The sequence below is a fragment of the Seohaeicola sp. genome (assembly GCF_048006315.1).
Taxonomy (GTDB): Bacteria; Pseudomonadota; Alphaproteobacteria; order Rhodobacterales; family Rhodobacteraceae; genus Seohaeicola.
Genome location: NZ_CP180350.1, coordinates 885,176 through 904,808, shown reverse-complemented (window position 1 = coordinate 904,808; position 19,633 = coordinate 885,176). Strand labels below are relative to the sequence as shown.

The 19,633-nt window shown below is 65.7% G+C and carries 18 protein-coding genes; 11 read left to right on the top strand and 7 right to left on the bottom strand.

The features are described 5' to 3' along the window. The 5 genes from ACMUJL_RS04530 to acs form a co-directional block, all read right to left on the bottom strand. A complete protein-coding gene (locus ACMUJL_RS04530; protein WP_375570153.1) occupies positions 1–1,836 on the bottom strand; it encodes a DUF294 nucleotidyltransferase-like domain-containing protein in 1,836 nt (611 codons plus the stop codon). Positions 1,837–1,957: 121 nt separating this feature from the next. Continuing rightward, positions 1,958–3,766 (bottom strand): sodium:solute symporter family protein, encoded by a 1,809-nt coding sequence (locus ACMUJL_RS04525; RefSeq protein ID WP_375570155.1) that lies wholly within the window; start codon positions 3,764–3,766, stop codon positions 1,958–1,960. Between the two features lie 20 nt (positions 3,767–3,786). Beyond that, on the bottom strand, positions 3,787–4,047 hold the full coding sequence (locus tag ACMUJL_RS04520) for a DUF4212 domain-containing protein (protein WP_068292031.1): 261 nt from the start codon (positions 4,045–4,047) through the stop codon (positions 3,787–3,789). Positions 4,048–4,114: 67 nt separating this feature from the next. Then, a complete protein-coding gene (locus ACMUJL_RS04515; protein WP_375570157.1) occupies positions 4,115–4,798 on the bottom strand; it encodes an adenylate kinase in 684 nt (227 codons plus the stop codon). A gap of 5 nt (positions 4,799–4,803) precedes the next feature. Then, the gene (gene acs / locus ACMUJL_RS04510) at positions 4,804–6,768 is read right to left on the bottom strand and encodes an acetate--CoA ligase (protein ID WP_416914140.1); all 1,965 of its coding nucleotides are present in this window, start codon (positions 6,766–6,768) and stop codon (positions 4,804–4,806) included. Between the two features lie 453 nt (positions 6,769–7,221). Here acs and ACMUJL_RS04505 point away from each other — a divergent pair, with 453 nt between their 5' ends. Then, entirely contained in the window at positions 7,222–8,475 is a 1,254-nt protein-coding gene (locus ACMUJL_RS04505; RefSeq protein WP_375570161.1) for a cytochrome P450, read from the top strand. Positions 8,476–8,478: 3 nt separating this feature from the next. Here ACMUJL_RS04505 and ACMUJL_RS04500 read toward each other — a convergent pair whose 3' ends face one another. Continuing rightward, entirely contained in the window at positions 8,479–8,991 is a 513-nt protein-coding gene (locus ACMUJL_RS04500; RefSeq protein WP_375570163.1) for a winged helix DNA-binding protein, read from the bottom strand. Positions 8,992–9,210: 219 nt separating this feature from the next. Between ACMUJL_RS04500 and ACMUJL_RS04495 the strand changes: the two genes are divergently transcribed. The 7 genes from ACMUJL_RS04495 (at position 9,211) to ACMUJL_RS04465 (ending at position 15,625) form a co-directional block, all read left to right on the top strand. Then, complete coding sequence (locus ACMUJL_RS04495) at positions 9,211–10,200, top strand: TRAP transporter substrate-binding protein (protein ID WP_375570165.1); 990 nt, start codon at positions 9,211–9,213, stop codon at positions 10,198–10,200. A gap of 78 nt (positions 10,201–10,278) precedes the next feature. Beyond that, a complete protein-coding gene (locus ACMUJL_RS04490) occupies positions 10,279–10,812 on the top strand; it encodes a TRAP transporter small permease (protein WP_375570167.1) in 534 nt (177 codons plus the stop codon). A 5-nt stretch (positions 10,813–10,817) separates the two neighbouring features. Further along, positions 10,818–12,131 carry a TRAP transporter large permease gene (locus tag ACMUJL_RS04485; RefSeq protein WP_416914139.1) on the top strand — a complete coding sequence of 438 codons (1,314 nt, stop codon included), beginning with the start codon at positions 10,818–10,820 and terminating at the stop codon, positions 12,129–12,131. Further along, positions 12,128–13,066: a hypothetical protein gene (locus ACMUJL_RS04480; RefSeq protein ID WP_375570169.1), complete on the top strand. Its 939-nt coding sequence runs from the start codon at positions 12,128–12,130 to the stop codon at positions 13,064–13,066. The genes ACMUJL_RS04485 and ACMUJL_RS04480 overlap by 4 nt, the downstream gene beginning before the upstream one ends. A gap of 4 nt (positions 13,067–13,070) precedes the next feature. Continuing rightward, complete coding sequence (locus ACMUJL_RS04475; RefSeq protein ID WP_375570171.1) at positions 13,071–13,823, top strand: 5-oxoprolinase subunit B family protein; 753 nt, start codon at positions 13,071–13,073, stop codon at positions 13,821–13,823. Next, positions 13,820–14,845, top strand: coding sequence for a biotin-dependent carboxyltransferase family protein (locus ACMUJL_RS04470; protein WP_375570173.1), 1,026 nt, complete (start codon positions 13,820–13,822; stop codon positions 14,843–14,845). The genes ACMUJL_RS04475 and ACMUJL_RS04470 overlap by 4 nt, the downstream gene beginning before the upstream one ends. Before the next feature lie 3 nt (positions 14,846–14,848). Continuing rightward, entirely contained in the window at positions 14,849–15,625 is a 777-nt protein-coding gene (locus ACMUJL_RS04465; RefSeq protein ID WP_375570175.1) for a LamB/YcsF family protein, read from the top strand. 56 nt (positions 15,626–15,681) lie between these two features. Here the strand turns inward: ACMUJL_RS04465 and truA are convergent, their stop codons facing one another. Then, on the bottom strand, positions 15,682–16,452 hold the full coding sequence (gene truA / locus ACMUJL_RS04460) for a tRNA pseudouridine(38-40) synthase TruA (RefSeq protein ID WP_068291999.1): 771 nt from the start codon (positions 16,450–16,452) through the stop codon (positions 15,682–15,684). A gap of 179 nt (positions 16,453–16,631) precedes the next feature. Between truA and ACMUJL_RS04455 the strand changes: the two genes are divergently transcribed. Genes ACMUJL_RS04455 through ACMUJL_RS04445 form a run of 3 tightly spaced genes read left to right on the top strand, consistent with a single transcriptional unit; the run spans position 16,632 to position 19,548 of the window. Next, the gene (locus tag ACMUJL_RS04455) at positions 16,632–18,053 is read left to right on the top strand and encodes a YcjX family protein (protein ID WP_375570178.1); all 1,422 of its coding nucleotides are present in this window, start codon (positions 16,632–16,634) and stop codon (positions 18,051–18,053) included. Continuing rightward, on the top strand, positions 18,050–18,508 hold the full coding sequence (locus ACMUJL_RS04450; protein ID WP_375570180.1) for a GNAT family N-acetyltransferase: 459 nt from the start codon (positions 18,050–18,052) through the stop codon (positions 18,506–18,508). Before ACMUJL_RS04455 ends, ACMUJL_RS04450 begins: the two co-directional genes overlap by 4 nt. Further along, positions 18,505–19,548 carry a YcjF family protein gene (locus ACMUJL_RS04445; protein WP_375570182.1) on the top strand — a complete coding sequence of 348 codons (1,044 nt, stop codon included), beginning with the start codon at positions 18,505–18,507 and terminating at the stop codon, positions 19,546–19,548. Before ACMUJL_RS04450 ends, ACMUJL_RS04445 begins: the two co-directional genes overlap by 4 nt. Positions 19,549–19,633: the final 85 nt, after the last annotated feature.

Genomic DNA, 19,633 nt, shown 5'->3' with positions numbered 1-19,633 from the left:
TCAGCCGATCACGCCACGTCCCTGGGTTGCGGCCGATTGCATCGTCCGCACCACGACAAAGGCATCGCGCAGGTGACTGCGCTCGAATTCCGAAAGCACGTTGGGCGACATGAAGTTGTCGGGCTTGCCCCCCGCGCGGATCAGCGCGGCCTGATGCTCCAGCCGGGTCTGCGCGATCAGGTCATAGGCATCCAGCAGATCGCGCCCGCCGCTCTGGCTGACCTGCCCGCCGGAATGCGCGGCCTCAAGCCGGGCTCGGGTGTTGACCACTTCAAGCTGGCCGCGCAGCGCATAGATGCGACCCAGGTCCACGATGGGCACGACACCGTTGAGCTTCATGTCGATGCGGTTCTTGTGCTCGCCGCTGCGCAGGGTCGCAAAGCCGCGCAGCAATCCCAGCGGCGGAATATGCTTGAGCGAGTTCGACACCATATGCGCCACGAAGATCGAATTGCGCGCCGCCGCTTCCAGCGTCTCGCGCTGAAGATCCTCGAAGAGCGACCGGGTGCCCCCGATGGGGCGCAGGTCGAACATGACCGAGGCCAGCATCTGCGCCTCTGGATTGGGGGCCTCGATCCAGCGGCGGAAATAGCCGCGCCAGACATTTACCGGCTGACACCACCGCGGATTGGTCGCCATCATGTCGCCGGGGCAGTAGAAATAGCCCGCCGCGTCCAACCCGTCGCTTACGAATTTCGCAAGCTCGGCGAAATAGGGCATGTCGGCATCGGTCACCGCATCGTCCAGCATCAGGCAATTGTCCTGGTCCGACACGCCCGTCTGCTCCTGCCGCCCCTGCGAGCCGCAGGCCAGCCACAGATAGGGCACCGGCGGCGGGCCAAGCTGTGCCTCGGCCAGGGCCAGCAGGCGGCGGGTGGCCGCATCGGCGATATCGGTGATCAGCCGGGTCACTGTCTCATGCCGGTTGCCGGCGCCCACCAGTTGCAGCAGCAGGCGCGGGATATGGGCGGTGACGGCGGCCAGGTCGGATGGGGCCTCGGCGCGCGCCACGTCGCGCACCAGCGAGGCCGAGTTGGTGGCCTGGAACCGCGTCAGGTTGGTCTGGGTGACGATGCCCACAAGCTTGCCGTTGTCCACCACGGGCACATGGCCGAAGCGACGCTCCATCATCATGTGCAGCACGTCCGACCCGATCGCCGAAGGCGGCAGGGTCTCGGGGTTGGCGGTCATGATCTGGCGCACCGGGCGCGACGGGTCCAGCCCTTCGGCAACCACCCGGTTGTTGATGTCATGCAGGGTGACGATCCCGGCCAGACGCTCGCCTTCCGTGATCCCCAGCGCCGAGATCCGGTGCGACCGCATCAGCCGGGCCGCGTCCACGATCGATGTATCGACGGTGCAGGTAATCGGATCGCTGGCCATCAGCCGGTCGACACGGGTTTCGGTCAGTGTGACGGGACGGGCGGCATCTGCGGCCTCGCGCGCGCGGCTGCGCGCAAAGAACCGCCGCGCGCCGTCATTGTCGGCGATAAGGGCCCGGAAATCATCGGTTGGCAGCAACAGCAATTCGCCGTCGCTGATCGCGCGCGCATTGGTGCCGGTCAGGCCACCGCGCATCAGGCCACGCTCGCCGAAGGAATTGCGCCCCTGCAGATGCGAGACGACCTCGCCTGTGTCCGATGTGATCTCGACCTGGCCCTCAAGAATGACATAAAGCCCCTCGCAGGGCTCTCCATGGCGATAGATGACGTCGTCGGCTTGCATGGGCAGCGTGCGGAACTGTGCCGCGACCCTGGTCAGTTCCTCTTCGGGGAAACTGTCATAGGGATGAATGGTGCCGAGAAACCGTCGCAGGTTGTCAGCGGAAAGTGGCATCGAACCGATCCTCGGGAATAACCCTGTTGCCTGTCGTCACACCTGTCTAGCGCAGGCCGGCACGCGGCAACATCTGAAAAAGTGAAACGGGCGGTTCTTTCGAACCGCCCGCCCGTCTGCCTTAGTGGCCGGTGGCCGCGCCTGCGCCTTTCGGCACGCGGATGGATTCCACCAGGTCCTGGATTTCGCGCGGGGGCTCTTTGGTCATGCCCGACACGATATAGGCGGTGCCGAAGTTCAGGATCGCGCCCACGGTCCCGAAGGAGGCGGGGGAGATGCCGAACAGCCAGTTGGCCGGCACGTTTTCCAGGGTTGCCGTACCGGGGATGAAGAACCAGCCCAGGAACAGGAAGATGTAGATGGCGGTCGAGAACAGACCCGCCAGCATGCCCGCGATGGCGCCTTCCTTGTTGATGCGCTTCGAGAAGATGCCCATCATCAGAACCGGGAAGATCGTCGCCGCGGCCAGACCGAAGGCCAGCGCCACCACCTGGGCCGCGAAGCCCGGAGGGTTGAGGCCAAGCCAGGTCGCCACAAGGATGGCAAAGCCCATCGAGACGCGTGCCGCCAGAAGTTCGCCCTTTTCCGAGATGTTCGGATTGATGGCGCCCTTGATCAGGTCATGCGACACGGCCGAGGAGATGGCCAGCAGCAGACCTGCCGCGGTGGACAGAGCAGCGGCAAGACCACCGGCGGCCACCAGCGCGATCACCCAGCCCGGAAGCTTTGCGATCTCGGGGTTGGCCAGAACCAGCATGTCACGGTCGAACTTGGTCAGTTCGTTGCCGACCCAGCCGCGCTCGGCCGCGATGGCCTGAAGTGCTTCGCTCTTGTCGTTGTAGTACTGGATGCGGCCGTCACCGTTTTTGTCCTCGAAGCCCAGCAGCCCGGTGTTCACCCAGGTGTTGATCCATGCGAGTTCAGGATTGGTGTTGATCTCTTCGACCGACAGGGCCTCGCCGTCCAGCGCGTTGCCGGCAACGGCGTTCGGCCAGAAGGTGGAGGTGATGTTCAGACGCGCCATCGACCCCACGGCAGGTGCCACGGTGTAGAGCAGTGCGATGAAGACCAGTGCCCAGCCAGCGGACCAGCGTGCATCGGCCACCTTGGGAACGGTGAAGAAGCGGATGATCACGTGGGGCAGACCCGCGGTACCGATCATCAGCGACATGGTGAAGAACACCATGTTCAGCGTCGAGGTGCTGTGTGCGGTGTATTGGCTGAAGCCAAGTTCCATCACCACCTGATCAAGCTTGGTCAGGAAGGCCACATCCCCGCCCGAGGGCGCGTAGGTGCCGAACAGACCCAGCTGCGGCAGGAAGTTGCCGGTCACCTGCAGCGAGATGAAGATCGCCGGGATGGTGTAGGCGATGATCAGAACGCAATACTGTGCGACCTGCGTGTAGGTGATGCCCTTCATGCCGCCGAACACGGCATAGGCGAACACGATCGCCGCACCGATGTAGAGGCCGGTATCGGTGGACACTTCCAGGAAGCGCGCGAAGGTCACGCCCACGCCGCGCATCTGGCCGATCACGTAGGTCACCGAGATCACGATCAGACAGATCACGGCCACAAGGCGCGCGCCCTGCGAATAGAAGCGATCGCCGACGAATTCCGGCACGGTGAACTTGCCGAACTTGCGCAGATAGGGGGCAAGCAGCAGCGCCAGAAGCACGTAACCACCGGTCCAGCCCATCAGGAAGGTCGAGTTGTCGTAGCCCACGAAGGCGATCAGACCCGCCATCGAGATGAACGAAGCCGCCGACATCCAGTCAGCAGCGGTTGCCATGCCGTTCATGACGGGCGGAACGCCCTGACCTGCGGCATAGAATTCAGCGGTCGAGCCGGCACGGGCCCAGATCGCGATGCCGATGTAGAGCGCGAAGGACGCACCCACCACCAGCAGGTTGAGAGTATACTGATCCATGGTTTCCCTGTCCCTATCTCTTATTCTTCGACGCCATGTTCCGCGTCGACCTTGTTCATGCGCCATGCGTAGAAGAAGATCAGAACCAGGAACACGAGGATCGAGCCTTGCTGGGCGAACCAGAAGCCAAGATCGGTGCCACCGACCGAGATACCCGACAGCATCGGGCGCAGCAGAATGCCGAAGCCGAACGAGCACAGGAACCAGATCACCAGGCTGATGCCGATGATCCTCTTGTTCGCGGCCCAGTAGGCGTTGTTGTCTTTTGAGTTGTCTGCCATGAAAGGCGTCCTCCCTTTTGCACGTTATCCTGAAAGGTGCGAATTGCTCCGCGCCTCCCCCTCCCGATTACGCGACCGCCTTTTCGACGATCGCGCTCAGCCCTTCGGCGATCTGCGCGATCCCGCCCATGGCGTCGATCCGCTGCAGATTGCCCTGTTCCTCGTAATAGGTGATCAGCGGCGCCGTCTGGGCGTGATAGGCCGCAAGGCGCTGGCCCACGGTTGCCGCGTTGTCATCGGCCCGCCGCGTCATGCTGGTGCCGCCACACTTGTCGCAGACACCCGCCACGGCGGGTGTCTTGTAGCTGTCGTGATAGCCTTCGCCGCAGGAGCCGCAGGTGTAGCGGCCGGCCACGCGGGCGACCATCTCGGCGTCATCCACCTCGAGCGAGACGGCGGCGTTGATCCGCTGCCCGGTCTGCGCGAGCAGCGCGTCCAGCGCCTGTGCCTGCCCGGTCGTGCGCGGAAAGCCGTCCAGGATCACGCCGCGCGCGGTGTCTGGCTCGGCCAGACGGTCGCTCAGGATCGCCAGCACGATATCGTCGCTGACCAGCCCGCCCGCATCCATCACGGCCTTCGCCGCGCGGCCCGCATCCGTGCCGGCTGCCACTGCGGCGCGCAGCAGGTCGCCGGTGGACAGCTGCACAAGGCCGAAACGGTCCTGCAGCATCCGGGCCTGCGTGCCCTTGCCGGCCCCCGGAGGGCCCAGCAGGATCAGAACGGCGGGGCGGGTCATGGTATCGGTTCCCATTCCGCTCACGCCCGGTTCATCCGGTTTTCGATCAGATTGTCCACGACCGAAGGATCGGCCAGCGTCGAGGTATCCCCCAGCGCGCCGTAATCGTTCTCGGCGATCTTGCGCAGGATGCGGCGCATGATCTTGCCCGAACGGGTCTTGGGCAGGCCGGGCGCCCACTGGATCAGGTCGGGGCTTGCGATGGGGCCGATCTCGGTGCGGACCCACTTGACCAGATCCTTGCGCAGCTCCTCGGTCGGTTCGATCCCGTTCATCAGCGTGACATAGGCATAGATGCCCTGGCCCTTGATCGCGTGGGGATAGCCGACCACGGCGGCCTCGGCCACGTTGACATGGGCGACCAGCGCGCTTTCCACCTCGGCGGTGCCCATCCGGTGGCCGGAGACGTTGATCACGTCATCGACGCGGCCGGTGATCCAGTAATAGCCATCCGCATCGCGGCGGCAGCCATCGCCCGAGAAGTAGTAGTTCTTGTAATCGCTGAAATAGGTCTTCTCGAACCGCTCGTGATCGCCATAGACGGTGCGCATCTGGCCGGGCCAGCTGTCCTTGAGGCACAGAACGCCCTCGGCGGCGGTTGTCGTGATCTCGGCCCCGGTCTGGGGGTCAAGGATCACGGGCTGCACACCGAAGAAGGGCAGGGTGGCCGAACCGGGCTTGGTCGGGATGGCGCCCGGCAGCGGCGTCAGCAGGTGACCGCCGGTTTCGGTCTGCCACCATGTGTCCACGATGGGGACGACGCCCTTGCCGACGACATCGTTGTACCAGTTCCAGGCCTCGGGGTTGATCGGCTCGCCCACGGTGCCCAGCAGTTTCAGCGACGACAGGTCGTATTTCGTGACCGGATCGGTACCATGGGCCATCAGTGCGCGGATCGCGGTGGGGGCGGTGTAGAACTGGTTGACCTTGTGCTTTTCGCAGACCTCCCAGAAGCGGCCGGCATCGGGCCAGGTGGGCACGCCCTCGAACATCAGGGTGGTCGCGCCATTGGCCAGCGGGCCATAGACGATATAGCTGTGCCCGGTGACCCAGCCCACATCGGCGGTGCACCAGAAGATGTCGCCGTCATGGTAGTCGAAGGTGTACTGATGCGTCATCGAGGCATAGACGAGATAGCCGCCCGAAGTGTGCACGACGCCCTTGGGTTGCCCGGTCGAGCCCGAGGTGTAGAGGATGAACAGCGGATCCTCGGCCGCCATCTCGGCGGGGGCGCAATAATCATCGGCCTCCAGCGCCAGCTCGTTGTAGTCGTGATCGCGCCCGTCGATCCAGGTGATCTGATCGCCGGTGCGGCGCACCACGAGGCATTTCACGCTGTCCTTGCAATGCAGCAGGGCGGCATCGGTGTTGGACTTGAGCGGGGTCTTGCGGCCGCCGCGGGGGGCATGATCGGCAGTGATCACCACCTTGGCGTCGCAGCCGTTGATCCGCGCGCCCAATGCATCTGGCGAAAAGCCCGCGAAGACGATGGAATGCACCGCACCGATGCGCGCGCAGGCCAGCATGGCATAGGCGGCCTCGGGGATCATCGGCAGGTAGATCACGACCCGGTCGCCCTTGCGCACACCCATGCCTTCCAGGATGTTCGCCATCCGGCAGGTGCGGCGGTGCAGTTCTGCATAGGTGATGTGCTGGGCCGCATCCTTGGGATCATCGGGTTCCCAGATGATGGCCGTCTGGTCGCCGCGCGTGGCCAGATGCCGGTCGATGCAATTGGCGCTGACGTTCAGCGTGCCATCCTCGAACCATTTGATATCGACCGCACCGGGCGCAAAGCTGGTGTTCTTGACGCGTGTATAGGGCTTGATCCAGTCAATGCGCTTGCCATGTTCCGCCCAGAACGCCTCGGGGTTGGACACCGATTCCATGTACATTTCCCGGTACTGCTCGGCGGTGATATGGGCATTGGCCACAAACGCGGCCGACGGGGCGTACAGGGTATCGGTACTGGTCGGGTTGGTCATGAATCCTCCGTTCGTCTTCCGGGCCCGCGGGCCCCTGACGCAGCCGCCCAGGCGGTCGCAGCGTCATCTCCTCGGGCGTGAATTTACCACAGAGATGCCATCTTTATATAAGATACTGTTTTTTATTGTTTATTTAGTAAATTAATTATCACTTTTCGAAATGCTTTGTAAATTTTTGGGCCATCACAGAAAATTTACTACATAATTTGGGGTTTGGCCGCGCAAGAATGTGTCGTGTCCGGGTGCTTCAGTATACCAAAGTATGCCGAAATCCCCTGATATGTGCCGATTTCCCGGTCAGGTCCGGGCCTCGGTGCGGCACACAAGTGACGCCGCGTCACGAATCTGTCAGACAGGTTGTCCTTTATGCGCGCTCCCGGATTCGGCGGGGTGCTTGCCTGTGCGAGCGGGGGCGATACAGTCGGCGCGGGGGACCGGAAGGGAAGGGATATCATGGGACAGGATCAGGCCGACGCGGCAATCAGGCTGGCGCGCAGCTTCGTGCTGGCGCAGCCGCCGGCGGGCTTTGTCGCGGACCCGTTTCCCACCTATGCCGCGCTGCTGGCCCATGCGCCGGTGCTGCCGCAACCCGATGGATCCGTCCTGATCAGTCGCCATGCCGATCTGGACCGGATCTATCGCGATACCGGCCTGTTCCGATCCGACAAGAAGGCGGCCTTCGCGCCCAAGTTCGGCCTCGGCACCCCGCTATTCGAGCATCACACCACATCGCTTGTCTTCAACGATCCGCCGCTGCACACCCGCGTCCGCCGCATCATGAGTGCCGCGCTCACGCCGCGCGCCATCGCGCGGATGGAGCCGGGGCTGGTCACTACGGTGGACAGCCTGCTGGACGGGTTGGCTGCGCGCGATGCCGCGGGCGACACCCCTGATCTGATCGAGGATTTCGCCTCCTCCATCCCGATCCAGATCATCGGAAACCTTCTGGACATCCCGCAATCCGAACGCGCGCCGCTGCGCGACTGGTCGCTGGCGATCCTTGGTGCGCTGGAACCTGTTCTGTCCGACGATCAACTGTCGCGCGGCCATGCGGCGGTGACGGCGTTCTGCACCTACCTGAAGGGGCTGGTGGCCCGACGCCGCGCCCATCCCGGCGATCCCGAAACCGATGTGCTGACCCGGCTGATCACGGGCGAGGGGGGCGATGGCGGCACCCTGTCTGAGGTCGAATTGCTGCAGAACTGCATCTTCATCCTGAACGCCGGACATGAGACGACCACGAACCTGATCGGCAGCGCGCTGGCGACGTTGCATGATCATCCCGATCAGAAGGCGCTGCTTTTGGGCGACCCCGCGCTTGCGGCCTCGGCGATCGAAGAGGTGCTGCGTTACCAGTCGCCCAACCAGCTGGGCAATCGCGAGACGACGGCACCGGTGACCATCGGCGGCCTGGAGATTCCCGCAGGCACCAACCTGCATCTGTGCATCGGCGCGGCCAATCGCGATCCGGCGCAGTTTCCGGACCCTGACCGTTTCGACATCACCCGCAAGCCCAACCGGCACCTTGCCTTCGCGGGCGGGCCGCATATCTGCGTGGGCCTGACCCTGGCACGGCTTGAGGGGCGCATCGCCCTGTCCCGGTTCCTGGCGCGTTTTCCGCACTACCGGCTGACCGAAGGGCGCAAACACGGCGGGCGGCTGCGCTTTCGCGGCTATGCGGCATTGCCCGCGCGCCTTCGCGGCTAGGCGTCAGAAAGCGGTGGCAGATCGCGCGGCCTGATCGTATTGGCCGGACATGGTGCGCAGAAGCGTCGCCAGCTTGCTGATCTGCTCGGGCTCAAGCCCCAGTTCCAGCACGGGTTTCAGCAGCAGGCTTTCGCGGATCTCGCGGTAACGCGCGCAGGCTTGCTGCCCGGCCTCGGTCGCCTCGACCGTCTTTTCCTTGCCGCGCCGGCCTTCCTTGACCAGGCCCGCCTTGGTCAGCTTCTTGATGGCGTAATTGACCGTATGCGTATCCTCGACATTCAGTACCAGGCAGATATCGGCCAGTTTCTTGGCCCGCCCGCGATGGCGCACGGTATGCAGCACCAGCACGTCCAGCGGCGACAGGTCGGGAAACCCCGTGGCCGCCATGGCGCGCACCATCCAGCGGTTGAAGGCGTGACCCGCGATGATCATGCCGAATTCCAGTTCCGAAATCTCGGCAAAGGAACCCTCTGCCAGATGCGCGGATGAAACAATGGGGCCAAGCGGTGATGTCATGGGGCAAGGATGATCGACATTTACAAAATGTCAACATTTTGTTGACGTATTCTGAAAGTCAGGCACTATGGGTCTTGGAAACGGAGGTTCTCCGGCATGTCAGGCCATACCGGATGGGCCAAAGGTCTCTGCGCCACGGGGTGCAGGCCAGAACCGGGACGAGGCGCAAGACCTCGCCCTCAGCGCCCGTATCATCGGGCCCCAACCGGGAGACAGACAATGACCAAGCTCACCAAGACACTGACCGGCCTCATGACCGCCACGGCCCTCACCGCCGCTGCGGCTGCCCCCGCCATGGCCGAAACATGGGACATGCCGCTGGCCTATTCGGCGACCAACTTCCATTCCGCCGTGGCGGCCGAATTCGGCAAATGCGTGACGACCGGCACGGGCGGCGACATCACCATCGCGACGCATCCCGCGGGATCGCTGATCGCGGGCAATGACATCAAGCGCGCGATCCAGACCGGGCAGGTGCCGATCGGCGAACGCCTGATGTCCGCGCATCAGAACGAGAACGCGGTTTTCGGCTTCGACAGCATTCCGTTCCTGGCCACGTCATTCGCCGATTCCGCCAAGCTGTGGGAAGCGGCCAAGCCGACGCTGGAAAAGGTGCTGGCAGACCAGCAGCTGACGCTGCTCTACACCGTGCCATGGCCGCCGCAGGGCATCTACTTCAAGAAAGACGTGAAGTCCGTCGATGACATGGCGGGCACCAAGTTCCGCGCCTACAACGCCGCGACCGCCCGTCTTGCCGAACTGACCGGCATGCTTCCCGTGCAGATCGAGGCCGCCGAACTCAGCCAGGCGCTGGCCACGGGTGTCGCGGATTCGATGATCTCATCGGCCGCGACGGGCTATGACAACAAGCTGTGGGAAAGCCTGACCCATTTCTACGAGGTCGATGCCTGGCTGCCGCGCAACTACATCATGGTGAATTCGGGTGTCTGGGACGGTCTGTCCGATGCGAACCGCGCTGTCATCACCGGCTGCGCCGAATTGGCGGAATATGCCGGCAACTGGCGGTCGCGCGAATATACCGGCTTCACCCTGCAAGGGCTGCGTGACGGCGGCATGACGGTTGAGCCCGCCTCGGACACGCTGAAGGCGGGTCTGCAGGCGGTCGGCGTGACCATGACCGAGGAATGGCTGGCCGCCGCGGGCGATGAAGGCCGTGCCATCGTCGAGGCTTATCGCGCCATGAAGTGATCAGGACACCGGGGGCGGTCCATCCAGAGGCCGCCCCCGGACCCGATCTGCAACCCCCGAGACCTGAACGGAAGGCCGATGGCCATGCTGCGTGCACTGCGCTTATCCCTCGACATGCTGTACCGTGCCGGCAGTATCCTGGCCGCCGTTGCGCTGGTGGCGATCCTGTTCCTGATCGTGGTGCAGATGATGGCACGCTGGACCGGCGAGGTCTTTCCCGGCGCACCCGAATATGCCGGTTACGCGATGGCCGCAGCCTCGTTCCTGGCCTTTGCCGATGCGCTGAACAAGGGCAGTCATATCCGCGTGTCGATCCTGCTGAATGCCCTGCCGCCGCTCGGTAAATGGCTGCTGGATGTGTGGTGCTTTGCCATCGGTGCGGCGATTGCCTGGTACGTGGTCTGGTATGCGCGCAAATTCGTCTATTGGTCCTGGAAATTCGGCGACATCAGCCAGGGGCAGGACCGCACAGCACTTTGGATGCCGCAATCGCTTCTGCTGCTGGGGGCGGTGATCCTTGCGATCGCGCTGACCGATAACCTGATTTCGCTTCTGTTCCGGGGCACCTCGCGCGTGACGCGCGAGACCTCAGACACAAGCCGCGTGGAGTGACCGGGATGGAAGACCTGTCGATCATCATCCTGTTCCTGTTCGTGCTCTTCGTCCTGCTCGGCTCGGGCGTCTGGGTCGGGCTTGCGCTGATGGGCGTCGCATGGGTGGGGATGGAGTTGTTCACCACCCGCCCCGTGGGCGATGTGATGATGACTGTGCTCTGGCGCGCGTCATCCTCATGGACGCTGACAGCCCTGCCGCTGTTCATCTGGATGGGCGAGATCCTGTTCCGCACCCGCCTGTCCGAGGATATGTTTCGCGGCCTTGCCCCGTGGATGGCGCGGCTGCCCGGCGGGCTGATGCATACCAATATCGCGGGCTGCACCGTCTTTGCCGCCGTATCGGGCAGTTCGGCGGCTACGCTGACGACCGTGGGCAAGATGTCCATCCCCGAACTGCGCAAGCGCAACTATCCCGAACGCATGATCATCGGGACGCTGGCGGGCGCGGCCACGCTGGGCCTGATGATCCCGCCCTCGCTGACGCTGATCGTCTATGGCGTGACCATCAACGAAAGCATCTCGAAGCTGTTTTTCGCGGGCGTCCTGCCCGGACTGGTGCTGGCGCTGATGTTCGCAGGCTACGTGGCGGTCATGTCGCGCCTTTCGCGCGACTGGAATCCCGATGCCGAACCGCGCCAGGGCTTTGCCGCCAAGCTGGCAAATTCGCGTTTCCTGATCCCGGTCTTCGCGCTGATCGGCGTCGTCATCGGCTCGATGTACCTGGGCTATGCGACCGCGACCGAAGCGGCGGCGCTGGGCGTGATCGGTGCGCTGGTGCTGGCCGCGATTCAGGGGTCGCTGAGCTGGCAGACCTTCACCGAGTCGCTGATGGGCGCCACCCGCACCTCGGCCATGATCGCGCTGATCCTGGCGGGGGCGGCCTTTTTGTCGATGGCGATGGGCTTTACCGGCCTGCCGCGCGGCCTGGCCGACCTGATCGGCAGTTTCGAGCTGTCGCGCTTCGAATTGCTGATGGTGCTGCTGGTCTTCTACATCATCCTTGGCATGTTCCTTGACGGGATCTCGTCCGTGGTGCTGACCATGGCAGTGGTCGAACCGATGGTGCGCGAGGCCGGGATCGACCTGATCTGGTTCGGGATATTCGTCGTCGTCGTGGTCGAGATGGCGCAGATCACGCCGCCCATCGGCTTCAACCTCTTCGTGCTGCAAGGCATGACCCAGCACGAGATGGGCTATATCGCGCGCGCGGCCTTCCCGATGTTCCTGATCATGGTGGTGATGGTCTTCGTTCTGATCCTTTTCCCGGAACTGGCGACATGGCTGCCTGACAACCTGCGACCGGGGCCGGGGGGGTGACAGTACTGAATGCATTTCTTCCGGCCATTGCCCGGCACGGGCGGCTGGCGCTTGTCGCGGGGCTTCTGGCCGGGCTGACCCTGCCGGATCTGGCCGCGCTGATCCGGCCCTGGCTGCCGCATCTGGTGGCGCTGCTGCTGTTCCTGACCGCGTTCCGCATCGGGCTGCGTCAGGCCGCGGGATCCCTGGCCGAGGCGCGCTCGGGCCTTGTGTTGATCGCGGTGTTCCAGCTGGTCATGCCGCTGGTGGCGCTGGTGATCTTCTGGGCGCTGGGCCTGATGGCGACACCTTTCGCCATTGCCGTGATGCTGATGCTGACAGCCCCCGGAGTGTCGGGGGCGGCCGCCTTCACGGCGCTGCTGGGACGCGATCCGGCACCTGCGCTGCGCCTGCTGATCGCGGGGATTGCCGTTTTTCCGCTGACGGTCATGCCGATCCTCTGGGCGGCACCCGGTTTGGGCGACATGGGCGATGTGCTGACCGCCTCGGGGCGGTTGCTGGTGGTGATTACCCTGTCATCCGCGCTGGGCTTTGCGCTGCGCCGCGTGATCCCCGCGCCCGACCTGCGCCAGGTGGACGGGCTGAACGCCATCGCGCTGTTCGTCATCGTCATCGGGCTTATGGCGGCGGTTGGTCCCGCCCTGCGCACCGACCCCGTGTTGGTTCTGAAATGGCTGGCCGGTGTCTGCGTCGTGAACTTCGGCTTGCAGACCGCCTGCTACCTGCTGCTGCGCGGGCGCGGCGGCACGGATCCCACCGGCCCTTCGATCATCGCGGGCAACCGCAACGTGGCGCTGTTCCTGCTGGCCCTGCCTGCGGCCACGACCGATCCCTTGCTGATCTTCATCGGCGTGTACCAGGTGCCCATGTTCCTGACCCCCATCGCAATGCGCTGGCTTTATGCGCTGCGTCCAGACCAGAAAGCTGCCCACTGATCCAATGTTACAGACCGACCCGCCAACCTTCCCCCGCATCGCCCCCGTGGGCATCGCAGGCCTTCTTGTCAGCTTTGCCGACCGGTTGAGCGAACCTGCCAATCGCGCGGCCCTGGCCTTCCGCGCCGCGATCGAGGCCGCGCCGCTGGGCGGGATCGAAGAGGTGTCGACCTCGCTGACCTCGACGTTTCTGCGCTTCGATCCGCTGCACCTGGATCACGCGCGCCTGATCGCGCATCTGCAAGACCTGCTGACCGCGCAGGACTGGACCCGCGCCGATCTGCCCGGCGGGCGGCGGCATTTCCGCATTCCTTGCGTCTTCGGCACCGATCTGGCCCCGCAATTCGACGAGGCGGCACAGGCAGCAGGCCTGACGGCGCAAGCCGCCATCGACAGCCTGACCGCCGCAAGGCCCCGCGTGCTGACCATCGGTTTCGCGCCGGGGCAACCCTACACCGGCCAGCTTGGCCCGGAATGGGACATCCCGCGCCAGACCGCGCTGACCCCGCGCGTCCCCGAAGGTGCGCTGGTGGTGGCGATCCGGCAGTTGATCATCTTCTCTGCCCCGACCCAGACCGGCTGGCGGCATATCGGGCAGACCGCCTTTCGCTGCTTCCGGCCCGAGGCGGATGATCCCTTTGCCCTGCGCCCCGGCGACGAAATCTCGTTGCGCGCCATCACGCCGGCAGAACTGGACCGTATCCGCGCCGAGGATCAGACCGGCCAGGGCGGTGCCGAAGTCGAGGTGATCCGATGACCCGCGCCCTGATCGTGCATCGCGCGGGGCCACAGGTCACCGTGCAGGACCGGGGCCGTCCGGGGTTGCTGGGGCAGGGCCTGTCGCAGGGCGGCGCCGCCGATCCCATTGCCCTGGCCGAGGGGGCAGCGCTGCTGCGCCAGCCCGCCAGCCATGCGGCCCTCGAGATGGCAGGCCTGGGTGGCAGTTTCGAGGTGACGCAAGATACCCGCATCGCCCTGACCGGCGCGCCGATGCAGGTCAGCATCGACGGGCAGGCGGTGGCCTGGAACGCCAGCCACCTGTTGCGCGCGGGCGAGCGGCTGGAGATCGGCGCCGCGGCACGCGGCAACTACGGCTATCTGCATCTGGGTGGCGGTGTCGCCACCGAGGTGGTGCTGGGCGCGCGCGCGGCACATCTGGCCGCGGGCATCGGGCGCGCCCTGCGCCCCGGCGACCGCCTGCCGCTGGGCGACGAAACCCGCGCCGAGGTGGGGCTGACGCTGGACCCCGAGCCGCGCTTCGCTGGCGGCACGGTGCGGTTCACGCGATCCATGCAGACCGGCTTGTTCGCGCCCGAGATGCTGGTCAGGTTCCAGGCCACCGCGTTCCAGCGCGACGCGCGGGGCAATCGCATGGGTGCGCGGCTGGAATTCGATGGCGATCCCTTCGCGGCCTCTGGCCAGCTCAGCATCCTGTCCGAGGTGATCGTGCCCGGCGACATCCAGATGACCGGCGACGGCACCCCCTTCGTGCTGCTGGGCGAATGCCAGACGACGGGCGGCTACCCAAGGATCGGCACGGTCATCCCCGCCGATCTGCCCCGGGTGGCGCAGGCCGGACCCGGCGTTGCGCTGCGCTTCGAGTTGATCGACCTCGACGCAGGCCTGGAGGCGCAGCGCCGCCATGTGGCGGCGCTGGCGAAACTGCCCGCGACCATCCGCCCCCTCTTGCGCGATCCCGCGCAGATGCAGGATCTTCTGTCCTATCAACTGATCAGCGGCGCGATATCCGCCCATGACGACCACCTGAACGGAGACTGACCCATGACCCTCGCCCCGAACCTGAGCGTCGATCTGAATGCCGACATGGGCGAAAGCTTCGGCCCCTGGCGCATGGGCGATGACACCAGCCTGCTGGATATCGTCACCTCGGCCAATATCGCCTGCGGGTTCCATGCGGGCGATGCCGACGTGATGATGAACACGATGCGCCTTGCCGTGAAGAAGAATGTCGGCATCGGCGCCCATCCCGGCTATGCCGACCTTCAGGGGTTCGGGCGTCACCGGATGCAGGTGCCCCACGCGACCCTGCAGAACCAGGTCCGCTACCAGGTGGGGGCCGCGCAGGCCATGGCACGGGCGGCAGGTGGGCAGGTGCGCCACCTGAAATTGCACGGTGCCCTTGCCAATATGGCCGCCGAGGATTTCGAACTGGCCACCGCGCTCTACGAGGCCGCGCTTTCCGTTGCCCCCGACATCGGGATCATGGTGCTGGCCGCCACCGAACAGCAGGCCGCGACGCAGGCGCTGGGCTGCAGATACATCTGCGAGATCTTCGCGGATCGCGCCTATAACGACGATGCCACGCTGGTCGACCGCTCCATCCCCGGCGCGGTGATCCATGACGCGGCACTTGCGGGCAAGCGTATCACCGACATGGTCCTGCGCCGCGCCATCGTCACCGCCAGTGGCCGCGAAATCCCCACGCGCATCGACACGATCTGCCTGCATGGCGACACGCCCGAGGCCGTGGATATCGCCCGCGCGGTGCGCGGCGAGCTGCAAGCCGCAGGGATCACCGTCGCCAGGTTCCCGGTCTGACCCGGCGCGCTGCTGCTGCTGTTTCTTCTTGCCTCAAATATCCACTGCGCGCGGTTTCAGCCCGCGAACGGATTGGCGGGATAGCCGACACCCGCCAGATAGAGGCCCTGCGGCGGACAGACCGGACCGCAGGCCGCCCGATCGCGCGCTTCAAGCGCTGATTTCACGTCATCCGGCGACCATGCACCCGATCCTACCCGCTCCAGCGTACCGACGATGCTGCGCACCTGGTTGTGCAGGAAGGACCGCGCGGACAGGCGGAATTGCAGTTCCGGCCCTGACAGGCCCTCGACCCGGTCGATCTCGATCCCGTCCAGCGTCTTCACCGGACTTGCCGATTGACACATTGTGCTGCGGAAGGTGGTGAAATCATGCAGGCCCAGCAGATGCGCCGCGCCCGCGCGCATCGCCTCAAGATCCAGTATCCGCGGCACCTGCCAGACGAGGCCCGCATCATGTGTGGCGGGCGCGCGGCGCATCAGCAGGCGGAAAAGGTAGCGCCGCTCCAGCGCCGAGAACCGCGCGTGCCAGTCATCGGCCACCCGCGCGGCGGCCAGGATCGCCACGGGCTGCGGCTTAAGATGGTAATTCAGCGCCTCGGACAGGCGGAACGGGTCCCATTCCCGTGCCATGTCGCAATGCGCGACCTGCGCCAGCGCATGCACCCCCGCATCGGTGCGCCCGGCGGCCGCGATGCGGTGGGGACCTGGTTCCAGCCGCGCCAGCGCATCCTCGACGGCACCCTGCACCGATGGCTGATCCGCTTGCGCCTGCCAACCGGCAAAGGGCGCGCCATGGTATTCGATCCTGAGGGCATAGCGGGGCATGGGGGGGGACATAGAGGAATTCGCAGGACGGCTCAATCCATCCCGATGCCGCGATGATGGTGGCCGCGGATGCCTCCGGCGGGGATATTTGCGGCAAGAAGAAACACCGGCGGACCTGCCTCTGGCGATCCGGCGCCGTCATGCCTATCTTGGCAGCAGGCAGAGAACGAGGCAGGCCTTTGGCAATCACGGATCTGGCGGATGGGATCACGCGTCGCGTCGAGGCGCTGGGCGACACCCTGTCCGGGGCTTTTTTCGAGCCGGTGATCCGGTTGGGTGTCACCGGTCTTGCGCGGTCGGGCAAGACGGTCTTCATCACATCGCTGGTGGCCAACCTGATCGACCGGGCGCGCATGGGTGCGCTGGCGGCACAGGCCGAAGGCCGGATCCAGGCGGCTTATCTGCAGCCGCAGCCCGACGATACCTTGCCCCGCTTCGATTACGAGACGCATCTGGCGGCGCTGACGGCTGCGCAGCCCCATTGGCCCGACAGCACCAGGGCCGTGTCGGAGCTGCGCCTGTCGCTCAGGGTGCGTCCTGCGGGTCTGCTGTCCGGCCTCTCCGGTCCGCGTACGGTGCATCTGGATATCGTGGATTATCCAGGCGAATGGTTGCTGGACCTCGGGTTGCTGGACAAGACCTACGCGCAATGGTCGCGCGAGGTCGTGGCGCGGATCGGTGCGCGCCTGGAAGCGGCGGATTTCCTGGCGGCCCTTGGCGGCGTCGATCCGGCCGCTGCCCATCACGAGCCGCAGGCGCAGGATCTGGCGCGCCGCTTCACCGGTTACCTGACGGCCGCGCGGGCGGCGGGGTACTATGACTGCACGCCCAGTCGTTTCATCCTGCCCGGCGACCTGGCAGGCTCTCCGGTGCTGACCTTCGCGCCTCTGCCCGGCGAGGGCGACGGCGAGGGACCGCGCAAATCCCTGCGGCGCGAGATGGCGCGACGCTTTGAGGCCTACAAGGCACAGGTGGTCAAACCCTTCTTCCGCGATCATTTCGCGCGGATCGACCGGCAGGTGGTTCTGGTGGATGCGCTTGGCGCCATTCACAAGGGACCCGCCGCGGTCGAGGACATGCGCCGCGCCATGACCGAAACACTGGGCGCCTTCCGCCCGGGTGGCAATGCCTTCCTGTCCCGTCTTCTGCTGGGCAAGCGGGTCGAGCGGATCCTTTTCGCCGCGACCAAGGCCGATCATCTGCATCACGGCCAGCACGCGCGCCTGACCGCGATCATGCAGGCCCTGACGCGCGAGGCGCGGTCGCGCGCCGATTTTGCAGGGGCGCAGACCGCCGCCATGTCGATCGCAGCCCTGCGCGCGACGGTCGAGGAAACCATCACCCATGCGGGCAAGCCGCTGGACTGCGTGCGCGGCACCCTGCTGGAGACCGGCAAGCAGGCGGCATTCTATCCCGGCGATCTGCCCGAGGATCCCAACCGCCTGCTGGGTCCCGCGCGCGATGGCGCGGCAGGCTGGCTGGATGCCGATTACAAGGTGATGAATTTCGCGCCCGCCCCCCTGACGCTGCGTCCGGGCGAAGGCCCGCCGCATATCCGCCTGGACCGTGCCGCGCAGTTCCTGATCGGGGACCGGCTGTGATCCGGCCCGCCCAACCCACCGACGCGGGCGCCGTGGCGGCGATCCTGTCGCAATTCATCGACACGACCGCCTGGATGCCGCGCCTCTATTCGCGGGCCGAGGATCTGTCCTTCGCCGGGCTGATGGTGGATCGCGGTTGGGTTCTGGTGGCCGAACCTGAAGGGCGCGGCAAAGGCATCGCGGGCTTCATGGCGCTGCATGCAGGTTTCATCCATGCGCTTTACGTGGCGCAGGAATGTCGCGGGCAGGGGATCGGACAGCACCTGCTGGACGCGGCCAAGGCGGGGTCCACGCGGCTTGAGCTGAACACCTTTCAGGCCAATACCGCTGCGCAGCGTTTCTATGCCCGCGCGGGGTTCCGCGAGGCGGGGCGCGGCGACGGGCGGGGACAGGGATCCACGAATGACGAAGGCCTGCCTGATGTCCTTCTGGTCTGGGAAAGGAGTGACGCATGAGCGATCCATCACGCGCACAGGGGCCGCGCGGCCCCGTTCTGATCGAACTTGATGCGCGCCCCGCGGCCGGCCCCGACAACGCCCCGCCCGTGCCCGAGGCGGATGGCGCCACCGACATGCCGCAGGGTCGCGCGATGCAGCGCATGGCGCAACTGGCGGCGCGCCCCCCATCGCGGTTGACCCGCTGGTTCTGGGGGCTGGCGCTGACGCTGCTGGGGGCCGTTATCTCGGTTGCGGCATGGGATTTCGTGCTTGGCCTGATCGCGCGTGCGCCGCTGCTGGGCTATGCCGTGACGGCGATCACCGCGGCGCTGCTGGTCGTTCTGCTGGCCATTGCGCTGCGCGAGGCTTCGGCCTTTGCGCGCCTCGGTCGGATCGACAAGCTGAACCATGCCGCCCGCGCGGCGCTTGCCACCGAAGACCTGGGCGCGGCGCGCGAGGTTCTGGGCGCGCTGGAACGGCTTTACAAGGCGCGGCCTGAACTGGACTGGGGCCGTGCCCGGCTGGAGGAACGCAAGGCCGATCAATTCGATGCCGCGACCTTGCTGGGACTGGCCGAATCCGAACTTCTGGCGCCGCTTGACGCGGCCGCCCGCGCCGAGGTCGAGGGGGCGGCCCGCCAGGTCGCCACGGTGACCGCGCTGGTCCCCATCGCGCTGGCCGATGTGGCGGCGGCGCTGACGGCGAACCTGCGCATGATCCGTCGCATTGCCGAGATCTACGGCGGCCGGTCCGGCACGCTGGGCAGCTGGCGCCTGACCCGCGCCGTGATGACCCACCTGGTCGCCACCGGCGCCGTGGCAATCGGTGACGATCTGATCGGCTCGCTGGCCGGAGGTGGGGTCTTGTCGAAAATCTCGCGGCGTTTCAGCGAGGGTGTCGTGAACGGCGCCCTGACCGCACGTGTCGGCATCGCCGCAATCGAAGTGTGCCGCCCGCTGCCCTATGTCAGGGCCACGCGCCCTTCGGTCACGGGGGTGGTACGCCAGGCCCTGACCGGGTTGTTCGGCCAGCGCGAGGACTTGTCCACAAAGGATTGAAAGATCGTGAAAATCCCCTGTGGATATGTGGATAACTCAGGGATCTGGATGATAAACCGCAAATGCCTCCGGGGGCGCTGCGGGG

Bases quoted from the DNA above. Each gene is read 5' to 3' on its own strand.
- ACMUJL_RS04530 (WP_375570153.1), bottom strand. From the start codon at position 1,836: ATGCCACTTTCCGCTGACAACCTGCGACGGTTTCTCGGCACCATTCAT.
- ACMUJL_RS04525 (WP_375570155.1), bottom strand. From the start codon at position 3,766: ATGGATCAGTATACTCTCAACCTGCTGGTGGTGGGTGCGTCCTTCGCG.
- ACMUJL_RS04520 (WP_068292031.1), bottom strand. From the start codon at position 4,047: ATGGCAGACAACTCAAAAGACAACAACGCCTACTGGGCCGCGAACAAG.
- ACMUJL_RS04515 (WP_375570157.1), bottom strand. From the start codon at position 4,798: ATGGGAACCGATACCATGACCCGCCCCGCCGTTCTGATCCTGCTGGGC.
- acs (WP_416914140.1), bottom strand. From the start codon at position 6,768: ATGACCAACCCGACCAGTACCGATACCCTGTACGCCCCGTCGGCCGCG.
- ACMUJL_RS04505 (WP_375570161.1), top strand. From the start codon at position 7,222: ATGGGACAGGATCAGGCCGACGCGGCAATCAGGCTGGCGCGCAGCTTC.
- ACMUJL_RS04500 (WP_375570163.1), bottom strand. From the start codon at position 8,991: ATGACATCACCGCTTGGCCCCATTGTTTCATCCGCGCATCTGGCAGAG.
- ACMUJL_RS04495 (WP_375570165.1), top strand. From the start codon at position 9,211: ATGACCAAGCTCACCAAGACACTGACCGGCCTCATGACCGCCACGGCC.
- ACMUJL_RS04490 (WP_375570167.1), top strand. From the start codon at position 10,279: ATGGCCATGCTGCGTGCACTGCGCTTATCCCTCGACATGCTGTACCGT.
- ACMUJL_RS04485 (WP_416914139.1), top strand. From the start codon at position 10,818: ATGGAAGACCTGTCGATCATCATCCTGTTCCTGTTCGTGCTCTTCGTC.
- ACMUJL_RS04475 (WP_375570171.1), top strand. From the start codon at position 13,071: ATGTTACAGACCGACCCGCCAACCTTCCCCCGCATCGCCCCCGTGGGC.
- ACMUJL_RS04470 (WP_375570173.1), top strand. From the start codon at position 13,820: ATGACCCGCGCCCTGATCGTGCATCGCGCGGGGCCACAGGTCACCGTG.
- ACMUJL_RS04465 (WP_375570175.1), top strand. From the start codon at position 14,849: ATGACCCTCGCCCCGAACCTGAGCGTCGATCTGAATGCCGACATGGGC.
- truA (WP_068291999.1), bottom strand. From the start codon at position 16,452: ATGCCCCGCTATGCCCTCAGGATCGAATACCATGGCGCGCCCTTTGCC.
- ACMUJL_RS04445 (WP_375570182.1), top strand. From the start codon at position 18,505: ATGAGCGATCCATCACGCGCACAGGGGCCGCGCGGCCCCGTTCTGATC.